We start from the raw sequence: 19,714 nt of genomic DNA, 5'->3' as shown, positions 1-19,714 counted from the left end.
TCGGGGTCGCTGCCGTACACAGCTGTGGTGCGCACCGGACCGCCAGGGAGACCGTCATGTCCAGGATCGATCGCTTCTTCGTCCATGCCAACTCGCTGCCGGCGCTGCCCGAGGTGGCGCACCGGCTGCTGGAGACCTTCCGCCGCGAGGATGTCTCGCTGGTGGAGCTGTCGGAGCTGATCGCCCAGGACACCGCGCTCGCCGCGCGTGTGCTGCGCCTGGCCAACAGCGCGCGCTACGGCGCGCGCCGTCGCGTCGCCCACCTGCCCGATGCCGCCGCGCTGATCGGCCTGAACGGCCTGCGCGGACTGGCGCTGACGGCGTGCCTCGTGGACACCTTCCCGCGTCCGCGCGGCTTCGACCGCCAGCGCTTCTGGCGCCAGAACCTGGCCACCGCCGGCTACGCGCGCGCGATCGCGTCGCTGATCGACGAGGACGCCGCGATGGCCGAGGTCGCCGGCCTGCTGCTGCGCAGCGGCCAGCTGCTGATGCTGATGGCCGAGCCCGGCGCGGTGGCGCTGGTCGAATCGGTGGCCGGCGCGCCGGACAGCATCTTCAGCGCCGAGCGCGAGCACTTCGGCTGCAGCCATGCCGAGGTGTCCGCCGAGCTCGCCGCGCGCTGGCACCTGCCGCTGGAACTGGTCGATGCGCTCTTCACGGCCGCCAATCCGCTGGGTGCCGAGCCCTTCTCGCCGATGGGCGCGATCCTGCGCGTGGCCAGCGTGCTGACCGACGCCGGCGAGGACAACCTCGACCGCATCGACGCGGTGCGGCTGTGGCAGGCGCCGGTGCTCGCGAAGCTGAGGCTGACGCCGGAGGTGCTGGTGGTGCGCCTGCCCACGCACGACGCGCTGACCGCCGCGGCGGCTGAAATCACGGCCTGAGCATTCCTTCACGGTCCGGCGCCGGCGCGTCTTGCGCCGGCTCAAGCGTTCGCCATTCGTGCCGATCTGGCGGCCATGCTCATCGCCGCTGCGCTGCTGGCGGGCCTGGTCGCCGGCATCCTGCTCGCCCGCGGGTGGGGGCGGCTGCGTGCGTGGCGCGCGCGCCGCTGGCGGCATACGTCATCCTTCGCCGATTCGCGCGAGGCGCCGACCATCGCCGCGCGCGAAGCGCTGAGCGACCAGGGCCGCATCCTCGAGATGATCGCCACCCGGGCGCCGATGCCGGAGGTGCTCGACAGCCTGGTGCAGCTTGCCGAATCGCAGGTGCGTGACGTCACCGCGACGATCCATCTGCTCGACAACCCCGACCCGAGTCCGCTGCCCGCGCCCGGCCAGGGCTGGTCGACGCCGATCCTGTCGCACACCAACGTCGTGCTCGGCAGCTTCGTGCTGCATGCGAAACCCGGCTGGACCCCGACCGCGCAGCAGCGCCAGGGCATCGAATCGGCCGCCCGCCTGGCCGGCATCGCGATCGAACGCCAGCGCTCGGAGCAGCGCATCCGCCACATGGCGCACCACGACGAGCTGACCGGCCTGCCGAACCGCGCGCTGCTGCACGACCGCATGACGCAGGCGCTCGGCCAAGCGCGGCGCACCGGGCGCCCGCTGGCCCTGCTGTTCCTGGACCTCGACGGCTTCAAGTACATCAACGACAGCCTCGGCCACGAGGTCGGCGACCGCCTGCTGCGCGCCGTCGCCGGCCGGCTGCAGTCGCTGGTGCGCCAGGGCGACACGGTGGCGCGCCTGGGCGGCGACGAGTTCGTCGTGATGCTGGTCGACCTGCCGCGCGCCGAGGAGGCCGCGCTGGTCGCGCACGAGATCGTGCAGGCGCTCGCCCGACCGCTGCGCTTCGACGATCGCCTGCTGCACGTCACCGCGAGCCTGGGCCTGGCGACCTTCCCGGCCGACGGCGACAGCGCCGAGCTGCTGCTGAAGCAGGCCGATGCGGCGATGTACCGGGCCAAGGCCGAGGGCCGCAACGGCTTCCAGTGCTACACGCGCGACATGGGGCTGCAGGCACTGCAGCGCGTCGAGCTGCACAGCGCGCTGCGCCTGGCGGTCGAGCAGGAGCAGTTCGAGCTGCACTACCAGCCGCAGTTCGAGCCGGCGTCGGGCCGCATCGTCGCGGTCGAGGCGCTGCTGCGCTGGCGCCATCCGGTGCTCGGCAACGTGAGTCCCGAGCGCTTCATCCCGCTGGCCGAGGAAACCGGCCTGATCGCGCCGCTCGGTCGCTGGGTGCTGCGCGCCGCGGGCCGCCAGCTGCAAGCCTGGCATGCCGCCGGCCACACCCGGCTGGTGATGGCGGTGAACCTGTCGGCGCGGCAGTTCATGGCCCACGACATCCCGCAGCTGGTGCGCGAGACGCTGGAGCTGTGCGGCCTGCCGCCACGCGCGCTGGAGCTGGAGCTGACCGAGACCGCGCTGATGCACAACACCGAGTCGGTGCACGCGACCCTGCGCGCGCTGAAGGCCATCGGCGTGCTGCTGGCGCTGGACGACTTCGGCACCGGTTATTCCAGCCTCAACCACCTGCGCCGCTTCCCGATCGACACGATCAAGATCGACAAGAGCTTCACCGCCGAGATCACCACCTGCGACGACACCGCGGCGATCGTCCGCGCGATCGTCGGCATGGCCGGCTCGCTGGGCGTCGAGATCGTCGCCGAAGGCGTCGAGCACGAGCACCAGCTGCGCCTGCTCGCCGGACTGGGCTGCCACCGCGTGCAGGGTTATCACATCGGCCGCCCGCTGGCCGCGCCCGAACTGACGCCGCTGCTCGGTCCGCCGGACGAAGCGCCGTCGTGCGACCTGCTGCTCGACGAGTCGGCGGAGACCACGACCTGACCACGCGTGGCCCCACGAGCCGGCGTCGAACTGACTGGAGCCTTCCCCCCGGTGGGGGGCTAGCCCCCCACCAGCCCGTTGCGGATCGCGTAGACCGTCAGCTCCGAGTTGTTCTGCAGGTTGAGCTTCTCGAGCACGCGCGCCCGGTACACCGACACCGTCTTCGGCGACAGCATCAGCTCCTCGGCGATGTCGGACAGGCGCTTGCCGCTGGCGATCATCACCAGCGTCTGCAGCTCGCGGTCGGACAGCTTGTCGTGCGCGTTCTCCGGCACCGGCGTCGTCAGGCTCTCGACGAGCATCTGCGCGATCTCGGGCGTCACGTACTTGCGGCCCTGCGCCACCGTGCGCACGGCCTGCACGATCAGCTGCGGGTCGCCGCCCTTGTTGACGTAGCCGAAGGCGCCGGCGCGCAGCGCGCGGATCGCGTACTGGTCTTCCGGGTACATGCTGACCACCAGCACCTTGATCTGCGAGCCTTCGTCCTTCAGCGTGTGCAGCACGTCCAGGCCCGAGCGGCCCGGCAGGTTGATGTCCAGCACCAGCACGTCGCAGCGCGGGCCGCGCAGCAGCGCGCGCAGCTCGCCGTAGTCGCCGGCCTCGCCGACCACCTCGATGTCGGGTGCGTCGGCCAGCGTGTCGCGGATGCCGCGCCGGATCAGCGCATGGTCGTCGCAGAGCATCACCTTGATCATTCGAAGTCCTCCATCGCGACCTCGCGACACGTCATGGCGCACCCCACGTCGAAGGATCGTGGTCCTCGTCCTCGTCGAAACGCCGCGCGTGCTCGTCGTCGTCGTCCGCGCCGGGCAGCGACAGCGGCACCGACAGCATCAGGATCGTGCCGGCCGAGCTGCTCGACACGTCGACCCAGCCGCCGACGGTGCCGGCGCGCTCGTGCAGCCCGCGCAGGCCGAAGCTGCGCGCCTTGGCGAGGTCGGCGGCGGACAGGCCGCGGCCGTTGTCGGCCACTTCCAGCGACAGCACGCCGCGCGTCAGCGACAGGTCGATCGTCACCTTGGTGGCCTGTGCATGCTTGCTGACGTTGGTCAGCGCCTCCTGCGCGAAACGGTAGGCCACCAGCGGCACGCCGGCCGGCAGCTGCATCACCTCGTGGCTGGTGCGGAAGCCGCAGGGAATGCCGTTGCGCTTCTCGAAGCGCGAGGCCATCCACTGCAGCGCGGCCACCAGGCCCTGCTCCAGGATCGCCGGGCGCAGGTTGTGCATGATGCGCTTGCTGGCCTCGATCGCCAGGTCGACCGTCTCCAACGCCGAGGCCACGCGCTGCTGCACCTCGGGCGACGCGACATGGCGGCCGATCCAGGCCAGGTCGAACTTGATCGCGGTCAGCCCGCCGCCGACGTCGTCGTGGATCTCGCGGGCGATCGCGGCGCGCTCCATCTCGACGCTGGTCTGCAGGTGCTGCGCCAGCTCGGACAGGCGCTGGCGGGACGCTGCAAGCTCCCGCTCGAAATCGATGCGCGCCAGGCGTTCGCGGTTGGCCTCGATGGCGTGTTCCACCGCCGGCGCCAGCCGCGCGAGGTTGTTCTTCAGCAGGTAGTCCGATGCCCCGCTGCGCATCGCGGCGACCGCCGTGTCCTCGCCGATCTCCCCGGAGACCAGGATGAACGGCAGCGCCAGCCCGCTGTCCTGCAGGATTTCCTGCGCCTTCAGGCCGGTGAAGCCCGGCAGGTTGAAGTCCGACAGGATGATGTCCCACTCCTGCTCGGCGAGCGCGCGGCGGTAGTCGGCCTCGGAATCCACCCGCAGCGGCTGCACCCGCAGCCCGGCGCGCCGCAGGTGCGCCAGCGCCAGGTCGTGGTCGAGCGGCGAATCCTCGATGTGCAGCAGCCGCAACGGGCGGGCGTCGGGCGTCTCTCGCATGGGGGGAGTATGGCAAAGCCGGCTTCTTCCTCGTCCAAGGGGGTGTCCTTGACGCTCCGGCGTGGAAATGGCCCGCCTTTTCCGCCGTCTTCGGCTCAATGCCGATGGGGTCGCTGCCGAAAAATCCTGTCACCAGAGCCGAAAGCAGACGGCCCGGTCTCGACCCCAACGCGGAGTGACGATGTTGAACAACGAACCGACGGCAGAGTCGTCCATGACACAGATGCCGCTGCTCACCGCGGCGGATGTGCAGGACAACTTGATGGTCGCGAACAACGACCTGGAGCGCCTGGCCGGCCTGCTGACCGATGCCACGGAGACCCTGATGGGTCATTTCTACGGCGCCTCGGCCCAGATCGGGCAACTGATGGAACTCGCCGAGCGTCTGCCAACGCTCGACAAGGGGCCCCTCCAGCAGGCCATGCAGCACATGGGCGGCGCAGTGACCGCGCTGCAGTTCCAGGACATGTCGACCCAGCTGATCGCGCACCTGCAGCGCCGGCTGCGCAACTGCGCCGACCGCCTCGCCCGCGACGTGATGGGCGACGACGAGGACGGCGAGGCGGTGATCGAAGAAGCGCCGCTGCGTCCGAACCCCGTCACGCAGGACGAAATGGACGCAGGCTCGATCGAGCTGTTCTAAATCTTTCACTGTTACGCCCGATAACCCCCTGATCCCTGGAGTACGCAATGCACTCAATCCTCGCCGTCGACGACTCGGCCTCCATGCGCCAGATGGTCTCCTTCACGCTCAAGAACGCCGGCTTCAACGTCGTCGAGGCCGTGGACGGCCAGGACGCGTGGGAGAAGGCCGGCCAGCGTGACTTCAACCTCGTGCTGACCGACCAGAACATGCCGCGCATGGACGGCATCAGCCTGACGAAGAAGCTGCGCGAGAACCCGAAGTTCAAGGGCACGCCGATCCTGATCCTGACCACCGAGTCGAGCGACCAGATGAAGCAGGCCGGCCGCGCCGCGGGCGCCACCGGCTGGCTGGTCAAGCCCTTCGACCCGGCCAAGCTGATCGAGGTGATCGGCAAGGTCATCCGCTGAGCGCAGCGGACAAGCACCCTCTTCGCAGTACCCAGAACATTCCGGAGGCTTCTGCCATGGCAGAGACGAGCAACGACGGCGCCCACATGTCCGCCGGCATCGACCTGAGCCAGTTCTTCCAGGTCTTCTTCGAGGAAGCCGGCGAGAACCTCGGCACGATGGAGCAGATGCTGCTCGAGCTGGACGTCTCGGCCGCAGACGACGAGGAACTGAACGCCATCTTCCGCTGCGCACACTCCGTCAAGGGCGGCGCCGCGACCTTCGGCTTCACCGATGTGGCGGAGCTGACGCACCAGATGGAAGCGCTGCTGGACAAGCTGCGCCGGCATGAGCTGCAGCCGACCGCGCAGATGGTCGACGTGCTGCTCGCCTCGGGCGATGCCCTGAAGGCCCAGCTCGCGCGCCACCAGGGATCGGGCGGCGGCGAGATCGACACCACCGAGCTGCTGTTCTCCATCAAGACGCTGTGCGCCGGCGGCACGGTCGACACGCAGGCGCTCGCCGCCCCCGTGGTCGCGACCCCCGTCGCAGCCGCCGCACCGGCCACGCCGCGCGCGCCGCTGAAGAACGACGTGCGCGTGATCGAGCTGACGATCGGCGAGCTGCCGGACATGACGCAGGCCGACTCGATCGTCGACCTGTTCAAGGAAATCACGGGCCTGGGCACCATCGAGCCGCTGGACGGCGGTGCCGGCCAGGACGGCATGCGCCGCTTCAAGGTCACGACGGCCTCGAGCGACAGCGACCTGCTGGACCTCTTCACCTTCCACGTGCCGCGCGAATCCGTGCGCCTGGCGCCGATCGGCCCCGGCTACGGCTTCCATGAAGGCGCGCCCGGCGCACCGCCGCCGGAAGCGCCGAGCACCGACCCCGGCTACGGCTTCTTCGACGACGCGCCCGGCGCGCCGGTCGAAGGCGCCGCCGCCGCGCCGGCCGCGGCCGACGTAGCGCCGGTCGGCGATGCCGCGCCCAAGGCCGCCGCCCCGAAGGCCGCCGCGCCCAAGGCCGAGGCCAAGGCCGGCGCCGGTCTCGACTCGGCAACGCTGCGCGTCTCGATCGAGAAGGTCGACCAGCTGATCAACCTGGTCGGCGAGCTCGTCATCACGCAGGCCATGCTGGCGCAGAACAGCAAGGGCATCGACCCGGGCCTGCACCAGCAGCTGACCTCGGGCCTCGCCGACCTGGAGCGCAATACCCGCGACCTGCAGGAAGCGGTGATGTCGATCCGGATGATTCCGATGTCGATGGTCTTCAACCGCTTCCCGCGCATGCTGCGCGACCTGGCCGCCAAGCTCGGCAAGAAGGTCGACCTGGTGACGGTGGGCGAAGCGACCGAGCTCGACAAGGGCATGGTCGAGAAGATCACCGACCCGCTGACCCACCTGGTGCGCAACAGCTGCGACCACGGCATCGAATCGCCGGCCGACCGCGTCGCCAAGGGCAAGCCCGAGACCGGCACGATCACGCTGGTCGCTTCGCACCAGGGCGGCTCGATCGTCATCGAGGTGCGCGACGACGGCCGCGGCCTGAACCGCGAGAAGCTGATCAAGAAGGCGCGCGAGAAAGGCATCGACGCGCCGGATTCGATGACCGACCAGGAATGCTGGAACCTGATCTTCGCGCCGGGCTTCTCGACGGCCGACCAGGTGACGGACGTCTCGGGACGCGGCGTCGGCATGGACGTCGTCAAGAAGAACATCCTGTCGCTCGGCGGCACGGTCGACATCGACTCGGCCGAGGGCTACGGCATGAGCGTCAAGGTGCGGCTGCCGCTGACCCTGGCGATCATGGACGGCATGAGCGTAGGCGTCGGCGACGAGTGCTACATCCTGCCGCTGGGCTCGGTGGTCGAATCGTTCCAGGTGCAGCCGAACATGATCAAGACGATCGGCACCACCGGCCGCGTGGTCGAGGTGCGCGACGAGTACATGCCGGTGATCGACCTCGAGAAGGTCTTCGAGGTGCCGCGCTTCGACTTCGAGCACGTCAGCAACATCATGGTGGTGGTCGAGGCCGAAGGTGCGCGCGTCGCGCTGCTGGTCGACGAGCTGCTCGGCCAGCAGCAGGTGGTGGTCAAGAACCTCGAGGCCAACTACCGCAAGGTGCCGGACGTCTCGGGCGCCACGATCATGGGCGACGGCCGCGTCGCGCTGATCCTCGACATCGGCACGCTGGTGCGCCGTTCACGGCACTGAGCCAACGATCCTTCCTTCCAAGCAGTACCCGACGACGGCGGGACCCGGACTTCCCCTCGGGCCCGCCGTCTTCCGTTTCGACAGAGCTTCAGGAGACACCCCATGGCCTTCGTGCACGCACTGATGCGCAACTTCACGATCCGCCTGCGCATGATCGGCGCCATCCTGATGGTCGTCGCGCTGCTGGTGATGGTCGGCGGTGCGGGCCTGTTCGGCATGTTCCGCATCCAGGATCTCAGCGAGCAGGTCACCGAGCAGAACCTGACGGTCAATACGCACGTCGCGTCGCTGACCGAGCAGCTCGGCTACCTGCGCCGCCACGAGAAGGACCTGATCATCAACTACGAGAAGCCCGAGGCGATCACCGCGCTGAAGGCCAAGTGGCACGAGTCGCTGAAGCTGACGCAGGCCGAGCTGAAGAGCCTGGCCGCGGCCAACCACCAGCTCGACCGCAAGACGATCGAGGCCGTCGGCACGCGGGTCACCGCCTACGCCACCGCGTTCGAGCCGATCCTCAAGCAGATCGAGGCCTCGGGCTACGACTCGGCGACCACGATCAACAAGATCTCCGGCCGCGCCACCGAACAGATCGTCGCCGCCGAGGAAGCCATCGGCGCGATCCGCATGGCCAACGCGAAGAGCGCCGAGACCGCGCGCGACCACATGAAGCAGGCCGTGCAGCGCACGCTGATCGGCTTCGCCGCGGCGCTGGCCGTCGCGGTGCTGCTGGTGGTGCCGCTGACGCTGGCGAACTCCGCGTCGATCCTGCGTCCGATCAGCCAGGCCAACGAGCTCGCCCGCGCCATCGCCAGCGGCGACCTGACCCGCCCGGTGACCGACGCCGGCCGCGACGAGAGCGCGCAGCTGCTGAAGAGCCTGGACGCGATGCAGCAGCAGCTGCGCTCGCTGGTCGGCCAGATCCGCTCGTCCGCTGATTCGATCCAGACCGCCAGCGTCGAGGTGGCCACCGGCAACCAGGACCTGAGCCAGCGCACCGAACAGGCCGCGTCGAACCTGCAGCAGACCGCCAGCTCGATCGAGCAGCTCACCGGCGCCGTGCGCCAGAGCGCCGATGCCGCGAGCCAGGCCAACCAGCTCGCGAGCTCGGCCTCGGCCGTCGCGCAGCGCGGCGGCGAGGTGGTGAGCCAGGTGGTCTCGACGATGGACGAGATCAATGCCAGCTCGAAGAAGATCGCCGACATCATCGGCACGATCGACGGCATCGCGTTCCAGACCAACATCCTGGCGCTGAACGCCGCGGTCGAGGCCGCGCGTGCCGGTGAACAAGGCCGCGGCTTCGCGGTCGTCGCCGGCGAGGTGCGCTCGCTGGCCCAGCGTTCGGCCGAGGCCGCACGCGAGATCAAGTCGCTGATCGGCAGCTCGGTCGAGAAGGTCGAGACCGGCGCGAAGCTGGTGCAGCACGCCGGCAGCACGATGGACGAGATCGTCTCCAGCGTGCGCCGTGTCTCCGACATCATCGGCGAGATCACCGCCTCGTCGGCCGAACAGTCCGCCGGCATCGGCTCGGTCAACGGCTCGGTCGTGCAGCTCGACCAGATGACGCAGCAGAACGCCGCGCTGGTCGAAGAATCGGCCGCCGCTGCCGAGAGCCTGAAGGACCAGGCGCAGAAGCTCGCCGGCGCGGTCGGCGTGTTCCGCCTGACCGCCTGACCGCCTGACCGCCTGAACCAGGCGGTCTGATCACCGCCTCCCCTTTCCAAAACACCGAGAGTCCTTCCCCTTCATGCTGTCGTTCCTGTCTTCCCAGCAGCGCGCCGCGCTGCTGCTCGCCCTCATGCTCGCGGGCCAAGCCTGCGTGGTCGCCGGCCTGTCGCTCGGCTGGTCGCCGGCCGCCACCATCGGCGCCAGCGCCACCTTCACCGTGCTGGCGGCCCTCGCTTTCATCGACGGCGCCGCCGTGCTGCGCCGGTTCCTCGTGCAGTTCTCGGCCCATGCCGAACGCATCGCCGCGGGCGACCTGTCGGCCGACATCCACATCCACGGCAACAGCGACGCCGCCAAGGTGCTGGGCTCGCTGCAGACGCTGCAGGCCGAGCTGCGCCGCTCGATCGCCGCGATCCGCGGCGGTGCCGACGGTGTATCGACCGCCGCCAACGAGATCGCCAGCGGCAATGCCGACCTGAGCCAGCGCACCGAGCAGACCGCGTCGAACCTGCAGCAGGCCGCGAGCTCGATGGCGCAGATCAACGCCACCGTGCGCCAGAGCGCCGATTCGGCCGCCCAGGCCAACCAGCTCGCGAGCTCGGCCGCCGTGGTGGCCCAGCGCGGCGGCGAGGTCGTCAGCCAGGTGGTCTCGACGATGGACGAGATCAACACCAGCTCGAAGAAGATCGCCGACATCATCGGCGTGATCGACGGCATCGCGTTCCAGACCAACATCCTGGCGCTGAACGCCGCGGTCGAGGCCGCGCGCGCCGGCGAACAGGGCCGCGGCTTCGCAGTGGTGGCCGGCGAAGTGCGCTCGCTGGCCCAGCGCTCGGCCGAAGCCGCGCGCGAGATCAAGACGCTGATCGGCAGCTCGGTCGACAAGGTCGAGACCGGTGCCCGCCTGGTGCAGGACGCCGGCAGCACGATGGGCGAGATCGTCGCCAGCGTGCAGCGCGTGTCGGACATCATCGGCGAGATCAGCGCCGCGGCCACCGAACAGTCGGCCGGCATCGGCTCGGTCAACGGCGCCGTCGTGCAGCTGGACCAGATGACGCAGCAGAACGCCGCGCTGGTCGAAGAATCGGCCGCCGCCGCCGAGAGCCTGAAGGACCAGGCGCAGCGCCTGGCCGGCGTGGTGTCGATGTTCCGCCTCGACGGCGCTGCCGTGGTGCACCACGCGCCGCCGCCGGTCGTGAAGACGGTCGCGACGCCGGTCGCCGCGAAGCCCGCTACCAGCCCGGCCGCCCCTGCGGTCGCCAAACCCCCGCCGCCGGCGAAGGCCGCCCCGGCGCCCGTCGCGGCCGCGAAGCCCGTGGCCGCGCCCGTCGCCAAACCAGCCACCAGGCCCGCCGCCAAAGCCACACCGGCCGCGGTTGTCAAGCCGGCGCCGGTGGCCACGGCCACCGCCAAGGGCGGCGACGACGGCGACTGGGAAACCTTCTGAGCGGGCGCAATCCTGCACGCGGCGCCTTCAAGTTCCGGGCGCAGCAGCCGATACAACTCGCAGGTGCCGGTCGGTGCCTCAACACTCCACCAAGGACCCAGCCACCATGGAAATGATTCAAGAAGGCACCCGCATCGCGCAGCACGAGGCCGTGCGTCGTGCGGTCGTGCATGCCCGCAACGGCGAGTACCTGACCTTCCGGCTCGGTGCCGAGGAGTACGGCATCGACATCCTGCGCGTGCAGGAGATCCGCTCGTACGAGCAGCCGACGCGCATCGCCAACGCGCCGTCCTTCCTGAAGGGCGTCGTCAACCTGCGCGGCGTGATCGTGCCGATCGTCGACCTGCGCCTGAAGCTGGGTTGCGAGAGCGCCGAGTACAACCACTTCACCGTGGTGATCGTGCTGAACGTCAAGGGCCGCGTCGTCGGCGCGGTGGTCGATTCGGTGTCCGACGTGCTCGAGCTCGGCGGCGACCAGATCCGCCCGGCCCCGGCCACCAACGCGACCATCGACACCTCCTACATCACGGGCATCGGCAGCGTCGCCGAGCGCATGCTGATCCTGATGGACATCGAAGCGCTGATGAGCAGCGCCGACATGGGCCTGATGGAAGCGGAAGCGGCCGAAGCCGCCTGACCCCCCGCGTTCGCCGGACCCCGGTTCCCCGAACCCGACGGGGCGGCTGACGGCCGCCCCTTTTCTTTGCCCGACGTTTTCCAGCAGGACGAGACTGACATGAAAGAACGTGGCCTGACGATCGCGCAGCGGCTGTGGCTGCCGACGGTGGTCCTCGCGGTGATGGTCGTGATGATGACCACCGCTTCCAGCATCCGCACGACGCGCTCGCAGGCGCAGAGCGCCCAGGCGCAGCAGGAGCAGCAGCAGAAGCTGGAAGACTCGCTGACCTGGGCCGGCCTGACCGAGGCGAACGTGGTGCGCACCGTCGCCGGCCTGAGCACAGCCGACGAAGCGCTCGACGCGATGCTGAAGGCCGACGCCGAGGCGACCACCCGGCGCATCTCGGAGCTGCAGCAGGGCATCGACAAGCTGGCGACCAGCGACGAAGAGAAGGCCGTGCTCGCCAAGGTGGCCGAGACCCGCAAGGCCTACATCGGCTTGCGCGACGAGGCCCGCAAGCTGAAGACCGACGGCAATGCCGACGGCGCCAAGGCGCTGCTGAAGGACAAGCTGCAGCCGGCGCTGGCGGCCTACACCGCGCGGCAGCGCGAGTTCGTCAAGCTGCAGGAGACGCGGGCCGCCGCGCTGCGCGACGCGATGGGGGCCGAGCGCATGCGCACGGTGTTCATGGTCGCCGTCGTGATGGGCTTCATCGTCATCGGCATGGCCGTCAGCACCGTCTTCCTCGTGCGCTCGATCCGTCATCCGCTGTCCGACCTGGCTCGGGCCGCCGAACGCATCGGCCACGGCGACCTGACCGTCGAGCTCGACGTGCACCGCAACGACGAGATCGGCCAGGTCACGCGCTCGCTGACCGAGATGCGCGACGCGCTGCGCGGCATCGTCAGCCAGGTGCGTGAATCGACCGGCTCGATCCAGATCGCCAGCGCCGAAGTGGCCTCGGGCAACCAGGACCTGAGCCAGCGCACCGAAGAAACCGCGAGCAACCTGCAGCAGACCGCCGGCGCGATCCAGCAGCTGGCCGGCACCGTGCGCCAGAGCGCCGATGCCGCGCAGCAGGCCAACCAGCTGGCGAGCTCGGCCTCCAGCGTCGCCCAGCGTGGCGGCGCGGTCGTCAGCCAGGTGGTCGCGACGATGGACGAGATCCATGCCGCGTCGAAGAAGATCGCCGACATCATCGGCACCATCGACGGTATCGCGTTCCAGACCAACATCCTGGCGCTGAACGCCGCGGTGGAAGCCGCGCGGGCCGGCGAACAGGGCCGCGGCTTCGCGGTGGTCGCCGGTGAAGTGCGTTCGCTGGCGCAGCGTTCGGCCGAAGCCGCGCGCGAGATCAAGACGCTGATCGGCAGCTCGGTCGACAAGGTCGAGACCGGTGCCAAGCTGGTGCAGGACGCCGGCAGCACGATGGGCGAGATCGTCGCCAGCGTGCAGCGCGTCACCGACATCATCGGCGAGATCAGCGCCGCGGCCACCGAGCAGTCGGCCGGCATCAGCCAGGTCAACGGCGCGGTCGGCCAGCTCGACCAGATGACGCAGCAGAATGCGGCGCTGGTCGAGGAATCGGCCGCCGCCGCCGAGAGCCTGCGCGACCAGGCGCAGAAGCTCGCCGGCGTGGTGTCGACCTTCCAGGTCGGCGGCGAAGCGGCGACGGCCCCGGCACCCGTGGTGCCGGTCGCGCCGCTGGCGCCGAAGCGGCCTGCCGAGGTCGCGAAGGCGGCGATCGCGCAGGCGAAGGCGCAGTCGAAGCCGGCGCTGGCCGCACCGGCCCGACCCACATCCCGCAGCGACGACGCCGGCGACTGGGAGTCGTTCTGATCCCTGCGCGCTGACGCGCGCTGTTGCATGCCGCCGCTTGGCGCCGTCACCCCGACGACGACAATCGGCGGCATGTCTCGTTCTGCCTCGACGCGCCGCCTGCGGGCCTTGGCCGCACTCGGCGCCGCCGCCCTCGCGGCCTGCGGCACGCCACCGGCCGCCCCCTCCCCGCCATCAGCGCCCACGCCGACGATCCCGACCCCCGCGTCGCCCCCGCCCGTCGTCGCTGTGCCGCCGACTTCAGACGCTAGCAAACCGACGCCGGCCGCAGCGGCCGCCGAGGTCGACGCGTCGCTGCCAGCCCGCTTCGCCGCCTGGATCGACCGCTTCCGCGCCAGCGCCCGCGCCGCCGGCATCGACGAGGCCACGCTGCAGTCGGCGCTCGCCGACGTGCGCTACCTGCCGCGGATCGTCGAGCTCGACCGCGCGCAGCCCGAGTTCATCCGGGCGATCTGGGACTACCTGGACCGCGCGGTCTCGCCGCAGCGCATCGCCAACGGCCGCGAGAAGCTCAAGGCCGTGCGGCCCGAGGCCGAGGCCGCCGCGGCGAAGCACGGCGTGCCGGCGACCGTGCTCGCCGCGATCTGGGGCATCGAGAGCAACTTCGGCGGCGACACCGGCAGCCTGCCGGTCATCGACGCGCTGGCGACGCTGGCCTTCGACGGCCGCCGCGAGGCCTGGGCCCGCGACGAGCTGTTGAAGGCGCTGAAGATCCTGCAGAACGGGGACATCGACCGAACGCACATGACCGGCTCCTGGGCCGGCGCGATGGGCCAGACGCAGTTCATGCCGTCGGTGTTCCTCGCGCATGCCGTCGACGCCGACGGCGACGGCCGGCGCGACATCTGGGGCAGCATGGCCGACGTGTTCGCCTCGACCGCGAACTTCGTCGCCCGCTCGGGCTGGCGCGCCGACGAACCCTGGGGCGTGGAGGTGGCGCTGCCGCCGGGCTTCGACGTCGCGCGCGCCGACGAGGCGCTGCGCCAGCCGAGCGCCCGCTGGGCCGACGAAGGCCTGCGCACGATCGACGGCGGCCGGCTGCCGGCCATCGCGAACGCCGCCGTCCTGCTGCCTGCCGGCGCACGCGGCCCGGCCTTCCTGGTGGGCGCGAACTACCGCGCGCTGCTGCGCTACAACAACTCGACCAGCTACGCGCTCGCCGTCGCGCTGCTCGCGCAACGCCTGGCCGACGGGCCGGGCGTGATCGCCGCGTGGCCGCGCGAGCTGGTGATGCTGACGCGCAGCCAGACCAGCGCGCTGCAGACGGCGCTGAACGAACGCGGCTTCGACGCCGGCACGGTCGACGGCCTGCTGGGGCCCGCCACGCGCGCCGCGGTGCGCCGCTTCCAGCGCAGCCTGGGGCTGCCGCCGGACGGCTACCCGACCGTCGAGCTGCTGCAGCGGCTGCAGCCGGCTTAGTCAGGACCCGGATCTCCCCAAGGGGCGGGACGCCGCGCCTTGCCGCGCAGGCCCGCGCGGGATCAGAATCGCCGGGCGATCTGCCTGTGCGGAGGTCCCATGCGTCATGCTGCCCTGCTTGCCGCGCTGCTCGGCGCGACGGTTCTGCCGGCCACGGCAGAGGTCACCACCTTCGACGCGACGAGCAACATCGTCACGATCCCTTCGGTGAGCTACGCCGGGCAGACGCTGCGCGTGACGCTGAAGCACCAGGGCAACTACTTCTTCACGCTGGATTCGTATGCCCCCGTGACGGTCGCGGGGGCCGCCGTCGCGAGCTACGACCATTCGACCGATACGCTGAACATCCCCGCGGTGAAGGTGGGCAGCGACACCTACGTCGACATCGTGCTGAAGCACGACGGCCTGGGCGGCTTCACGGTGACGGCGGCGACACCGGTGCCGGTCGAGACGATCCAGCAGATCGAGGTGCTGATGCATAACCGCGACGCGCTGTACGGCATCGCGGTGCCCACCGGCGCGGCCGCCACCCAGTTCCTGGACCGCTGCTGGCGCCACAACGGCGTCGACAGCGATGCGATCGGCGCCGGCCACCCGACAGGCGACTACGACGACATCGGTCGCAGCACCGAGAAGATCACGGTCACCGCCACGCGCCACCGCGTCAACGCCAACGGCAGCACGCGGCGCGAAATCGACATCGAATACGACCAGCGGCACGCCGACGGCAGCGTCACGCCCGGCGTGAAGAACACGCTGATCACCGGCAGCTCGGCCGGCAGCGACCGCTGCCCGAGCGACCAGAACGATGCAACGCTGCGCATCTACGGCAACCAGCGCCTCGCCGGCGTATTCACCGGCTGGCGCACGGCGCGTGCATCGGGCTATTCGATCCAGACCGGCTTCGTGCTGACGCCGCCCACGGCCTGGCGGCGCGACATGCAGTTCCAGGTCGTCGACACGGCGTGCAACGCCAAGTACGCGATCGTCAGCGGCCCGGCGATCGGCTCGCGCAAGCTGCTGTGCCCCTCGCTGTTGCGCGCAGCGGCGGAGCTCGCCGGCAAGCGCGGCAACTACCTCAACCTGGCCATCGACCATCCCTTCCTGCAATGCCGCAGCGCCAGCGGCGGCGTCGCGCAGGCCGACGTCGCGAACTGCGCGGTCGACGGCGCCAGCGGCTACGACCACGGCCTGTCCACCGTGTCGCCGAACGCCACCGCCGACGCCAACTTCGCCGCGCTGGGCTGGGTCGAACAAGGCGTCTATTCGTTCCAGCTCTACGACGACGACGGCTGGAAGACCGTCAACGGCCAGGCCGGCCGCACGCCGATCGCGACCTACTACACCCTGCTGCCGTACATCGACAGCGTCTCGTTCCTGAAGGCCGCCGCCATCCCGGCCCTCAGCCCGACGACGCTGTCCGGCCCGCAGCTGGCGGCCAACGTCAACAGCGCGACGCCGAGCCCGGTGGACCTGAGCTGGGGCAAGAGCTTCCTGGGCTCGCCCGAGTGGACCGAGTACGTGCTGCGCGGCGGCTGGAACGTGCACCAGGGTCCGAAGAGCGGCAACGTCGGCGGTGCCGCGTGGCCCGCCTACCGCTCGATCATCCACCTCACGATGGACGACGGGGGCGGTCGCCAAGTCAACTGGCCGGTCGCGCCGCAGCCCGCCCAGCAGGCGAACAAGACCTACACCGACTTCACGTTGCGCTACCTGAACCGGCGAACCCGCAGCGAGGCGCTGAGTGCGCTGGTGATGCAGTGACAGCGTTGAGCCGCCTCACCACTTCGGCGGCCGCTTCTCGATGAAGGCCTGCACGCCTTCGAGCGCGCTGTGGTCCATCATGTTGCAGGCCATCGTCTCGGTGGCGTCGGCATAGGCCGCCTCGATGCCGACCTCGAGCTGGCGGTAGAAGAGCTGCTTGCCCATGCCGATCGCGACCTTGGGCTTCGCGACGATGGAGGCCACCAGCGATTCGACCTCGGCATCGAGCTCCGCCGCAGCGACGACGCGGTTGACGAGGCCCTTGGCCTGCGCCTCGTCGGCCGAGATGAAGCCGCCGGTCACCAGCATCTCGAAGGCCGCCTTGCGGCCGAGGTTGCGCGACAGCGCGACGCTCGGCGTCGAGCAGAACAGGCCCAGGTTCACGCCGCTGACCGCGAAGCGCGCCTCACGCGCCGCGACCGCGAGGTCGCACATCGCCACCAGCTGGCAGCCGGCGGCGGTGGCGATGCCGTGCACGCGCGCGATCACCGGCACGTCGAGCCGCTGGATGCCCATCATCATGCGGCCGCACTGCGCGAAGAGCTTCTCGTAATAACGCTGCGACGGCGCGGCCCGCATCTCGCGCAGGTCGTGGCCGGCGCAGAACGCCTTGCCGGTGCCGGCCAGCACGACGACGCGCGCCGTATCGTCGCGCGCGATCAGGTCGAGCTCGGTCTGCAGCGCCTCCAGCAGGTCTTCCGACAGCGAATTGAAGGCCTGCGGGCGGTTCATCGTCAGTGTGATGACGCCGCGGGCATCGGCGCTGCGCAGCAGCAGGGGGTCTTGCGTGGTCAACATGGCCGTCTCCTCATTCGATCGCGGAAGCGGACTTCGCCCGCTCGCGCAGCTGGAACTTCTGGATCTTGCCGGTCGAGGTCTTCGGGATGTCCTCGAAGCGCACCTCGCGCGGCACCTTGTAGCCGGCCAGCAGCGCCCGGCAGTGGCCGATCAGCTCGGCCTCGCTCGCCTGCGCGCCGGGCCGCAACTCGACGTAGGCCAGCGGCGTCTCGCCCCACTTCGCATCGGGCTTGGCGACCACCGCGCAGGCCAGCACCGCCGGGTGGCGGTACAGCGCATCCTCGACCTCGATCGAGCTGATGTTCTCGCCGCCGGAGATGATGACGTCCTTGCTGCGGTCCTTGATCTTCACGTAGCGCTCGGCATCCATCACCGCGAGGTCCCCGGTGTGGAACCAGCCGCCGCGCAGCGCCAGCCGCGTGGCCGCGTCGTTCTTGAGGTAGCCCTTCATCACGATGTTGCCGCGGAACATCAGCTCGCCGATGGTCTCGCCGTCGGCCGGCACCTCGTGCAGGGTGGCCGGGTCGCGCAGCGACAGGCCTTCCTGCAGCGGGTAGCGCACGCCCTGGCGGCCGTTCAGCCGCGCCTGCTCGCCGATCGGCTGCGCCGACCACTCGGGCCGCTGCACCGCGACCGACGCCGGGCCGTAGACCTCGGTCAGCCCGTAGACATGGGTCAGGTGGATGCCGATGCGCGCCATGCCCTCGATCATCGCGGCGGGCGGCGCGGCGCCGGCCACCATCGCGCGGATGCCGGCGGGCAGGCCTTCGCGCATCGCTTCTGGCGCGGCGATCAGCAGGTTGTGCACGATCGGTGCCGCGCAGTAGTGGTCGACGCGGTGCTCGCGCATCGCGTCGAAGATCACCTGCGCCTCGACGCGCCGCAGGCACACGTGCACGCCGCCCTGCAGCGCGACGGTCCATGGGAAGCACCAGCCGTTGCAGTGGAACATCGGCAAGGTCCACAGGTAGCGCGGGAACTGGGGCATCGTCCAGGTCACCGCGTTGCACACCGCGTTGAGGTAGGCGCCGCGGTGGTGGGTGACGACACCCTTCGGATCGCCGGTGGTGCCCGAGGTGTAGCTGACGGCGATCGCATCCCACTCGTCGGCGGGGCCGCCGAGCTGCGCCAGCGGCTCGTGCGCGGCCAGCAGGGCTTCGTACTCGTGCTCGCCGAGGCGGTCCCCCGGGCCGCGGTACTCGCTGTCGTCGACCGTGATCACCACCGGCCGCCGGCCGTGCTCGTCGCGCAGGATCTGCAGCGCCCTGGCGATCACCGGCGCGAACTCGCGGTCGGTGATCAGCACCGCGGCCTCGCAGTGGTTCATCTGCCAGGCCAGCAGCGGCGCATCGAGCCGCGTATTCAGCGTATTGATCACCGCGTTCAGCGCCGGCACCGCGTAGTGCGCCTCGACCATCTCCGGCGTGTTCGGAAGCATCGTGCTGACGGTGTGGCCGCGCCCGACGCCCAGCGCGCGCAGCGCCGCCGCCAGCCGGGCGCTGCGCTCGCGCGTCTCGCGCCAGGTGTAGCGGCGCGCACCGTGGATCACCGCCGGCAGGTCGCCGAAGACCTCGGCACTGCGCTCGACGAAGCTGACCGGCGACAGCGCGACGAAGTTGGCCGGCGTGCGGTCGAGGTGCTGCTCGTAGATGTTGCTGCCGCTCATGCGCTGATGCTCCATCCGGGTCCGAGCCCGGGATGGTCGCACGAAGGCGGCGCGAGAGGTCGATTCAGCGCAAGCGCTTGTAGAGCCCGTCGAAGGCCGTCTTCCAGGACTGCCCGCCGTCGGCGGTCTGCTCCCAGAGCTGCCGCACCGTGCCGTCGGCATTCGGCGTCCAGCTGATGCGGTCGGTCGGCGACGCGAGCAGCATGCGCCGGCCATCCCAGCCGCCGGCGATCACCAGCCGGGCGCCGCTGGAATCGACCCAGTGCTGGTGCCACTGCTTCGTCGTCGCGTCGTAGCTGTTGAGGCTCGACCCACTGAAGCCGCCCTTGCCCTGCCAGCTTTCGAGCAGCGCGCAGCCGTTGGCGACGGCCTCGATGCGGTTCTCGCCGGCGAGCTTGCCGTCGGGCGTGAAGACTTCCCAGCGGCCGAGCCAGAAATCGAACTGGTGGTGTTCGGCGGCGGGACAGGCGGCGTGGGCGGTGGCGGTGACGGCACCGAGGGCGAGGGACATCGCGGCGAGGGCACGAAGCAGGGTCGGCATCGCGGCAGCGTAGATCCGCTGCGTCGGCCGCGGGG

At 70.3% G+C, this 19,714-nt stretch carries 15 protein-coding genes and 1 pseudogene; 11 read left to right on the top strand and 5 right to left on the bottom strand.

What is annotated here, in order from left to right:
• Nucleotides 1–56 precede the first annotated feature (56 nt).
• On the top strand, nt 57–884 hold the full coding sequence (locus P1K89_RS14180; protein ID WP_284617087.1) for an HDOD domain-containing protein: 828 nt from the start codon (nt 57–59) through the stop codon (nt 882–884).
• A 75-nt stretch (nt 885–959) separates the two neighbouring features.
• Nucleotides 960–2,789: a putative bifunctional diguanylate cyclase/phosphodiesterase gene (locus P1K89_RS14175; RefSeq protein WP_284617086.1), complete on the top strand. Its 1,830-nt coding sequence runs from the start codon at nt 960–962 to the stop codon at nt 2,787–2,789.
• 59 nt (nt 2,790–2,848) lie between these two features.
• On the opposite strand, the gene P1K89_RS14170 is transcribed toward P1K89_RS14175, so the two are convergent.
• Nucleotides 2,849–3,484, bottom strand: a complete 636-nt coding sequence (locus P1K89_RS14170) for a response regulator (protein ID WP_284617085.1) — start codon at nt 3,482–3,484, stop codon at nt 2,849–2,851.
• Nucleotides 3,485–3,515: 31 nt separating this feature from the next.
• Nucleotides 3,516–4,673: a hybrid sensor histidine kinase/response regulator gene (locus tag P1K89_RS14165; protein WP_284617084.1), complete on the bottom strand. Its 1,158-nt coding sequence runs from the start codon at nt 4,671–4,673 to the stop codon at nt 3,516–3,518.
• Nucleotides 4,674–4,740: 67 nt separating this feature from the next.
• Here P1K89_RS14165 and P1K89_RS14160 point away from each other — a divergent pair, with 67 nt between their 5' ends.
• From P1K89_RS14160 to P1K89_RS14120, 9 genes and pseudogenes are all read left to right on the top strand, one after another.
• Entirely contained in the window at nt 4,741–5,316 is a 576-nt protein-coding gene (locus P1K89_RS14160) for a hypothetical protein (RefSeq protein WP_350081293.1), read from the top strand.
• Nucleotides 5,317–5,363: 47 nt separating this feature from the next.
• Complete coding sequence (locus P1K89_RS14155; RefSeq protein WP_284617083.1) at nt 5,364–5,726, top strand: response regulator; 363 nt, start codon at nt 5,364–5,366, stop codon at nt 5,724–5,726.
• 56 nt (nt 5,727–5,782) lie between these two features.
• A complete protein-coding gene (locus P1K89_RS14150; protein WP_284617082.1) occupies nt 5,783–7,921 on the top strand; it encodes a chemotaxis protein CheA in 2,139 nt (712 codons plus the stop codon).
• A gap of 102 nt (nt 7,922–8,023) precedes the next feature.
• Nucleotides 8,024–9,592 (top strand): methyl-accepting chemotaxis protein, encoded by a 1,569-nt coding sequence (locus tag P1K89_RS14145; RefSeq protein WP_284617081.1) that lies wholly within the window; start codon nt 8,024–8,026, stop codon nt 9,590–9,592.
• 409 nt (nt 9,593–10,001) lie between these two features.
• Nucleotides 10,002–11,033, top strand: a pseudogene (locus P1K89_RS14140) (methyl-accepting chemotaxis protein); the annotation flags it as partial.
• A gap of 106 nt (nt 11,034–11,139) precedes the next feature.
• Complete coding sequence (locus P1K89_RS14135) at nt 11,140–11,670, top strand: chemotaxis protein CheW (protein ID WP_284617080.1); 531 nt, start codon at nt 11,140–11,142, stop codon at nt 11,668–11,670.
• A 99-nt stretch (nt 11,671–11,769) separates the two neighbouring features.
• Entirely contained in the window at nt 11,770–13,491 is a 1,722-nt protein-coding gene (locus P1K89_RS14130; protein ID WP_284617079.1) for a methyl-accepting chemotaxis protein, read from the top strand.
• 72 nt (nt 13,492–13,563) lie between these two features.
• Nucleotides 13,564–14,910 carry a lytic murein transglycosylase gene (locus P1K89_RS14125; protein WP_284617078.1) on the top strand — a complete coding sequence of 449 codons (1,347 nt, stop codon included), beginning with the start codon at nt 13,564–13,566 and terminating at the stop codon, nt 14,908–14,910.
• A 99-nt stretch (nt 14,911–15,009) separates the two neighbouring features.
• Complete coding sequence (locus tag P1K89_RS14120) at nt 15,010–16,674, top strand: hypothetical protein (RefSeq protein ID WP_284617077.1); 1,665 nt, start codon at nt 15,010–15,012, stop codon at nt 16,672–16,674.
• A gap of 15 nt (nt 16,675–16,689) precedes the next feature.
• On the opposite strand, the gene P1K89_RS14115 is transcribed toward P1K89_RS14120, so the two are convergent.
• The 3 genes from P1K89_RS14115 to P1K89_RS14105 all read right to left on the bottom strand — a co-directional run bounded on the left by P1K89_RS14115 (nt 16,690) and on the right by P1K89_RS14105 (nt 19,649).
• The gene (locus tag P1K89_RS14115; RefSeq protein WP_284617076.1) at nt 16,690–17,472 is read right to left on the bottom strand and encodes an enoyl-CoA hydratase; all 783 of its coding nucleotides are present in this window, start codon (nt 17,470–17,472) and stop codon (nt 16,690–16,692) included.
• Nucleotides 17,473–17,482: 10 nt separating this feature from the next.
• The gene (locus P1K89_RS14110) at nt 17,483–19,138 is read right to left on the bottom strand and encodes an acyl-CoA synthetase (RefSeq protein WP_284617075.1); all 1,656 of its coding nucleotides are present in this window, start codon (nt 19,136–19,138) and stop codon (nt 17,483–17,485) included.
• A gap of 64 nt (nt 19,139–19,202) precedes the next feature.
• Nucleotides 19,203–19,649, bottom strand: coding sequence for a hypothetical protein (locus tag P1K89_RS14105; RefSeq protein WP_284617074.1), 447 nt, complete (start codon nt 19,647–19,649; stop codon nt 19,203–19,205).
• Nucleotides 19,650–19,714 lie beyond the last annotated feature (65 nt).

The organism is Aquabacterium humicola (assembly GCF_030167915.1).
GTDB classification, from domain to species: Bacteria; Pseudomonadota; Gammaproteobacteria; order Burkholderiales; family Burkholderiaceae_C; genus Pseudaquabacterium; species Pseudaquabacterium humicola.
Note: the sequence above shows the minus strand (reverse complement) of the source record. Positions and strands in the feature narration are given on the sequence as shown.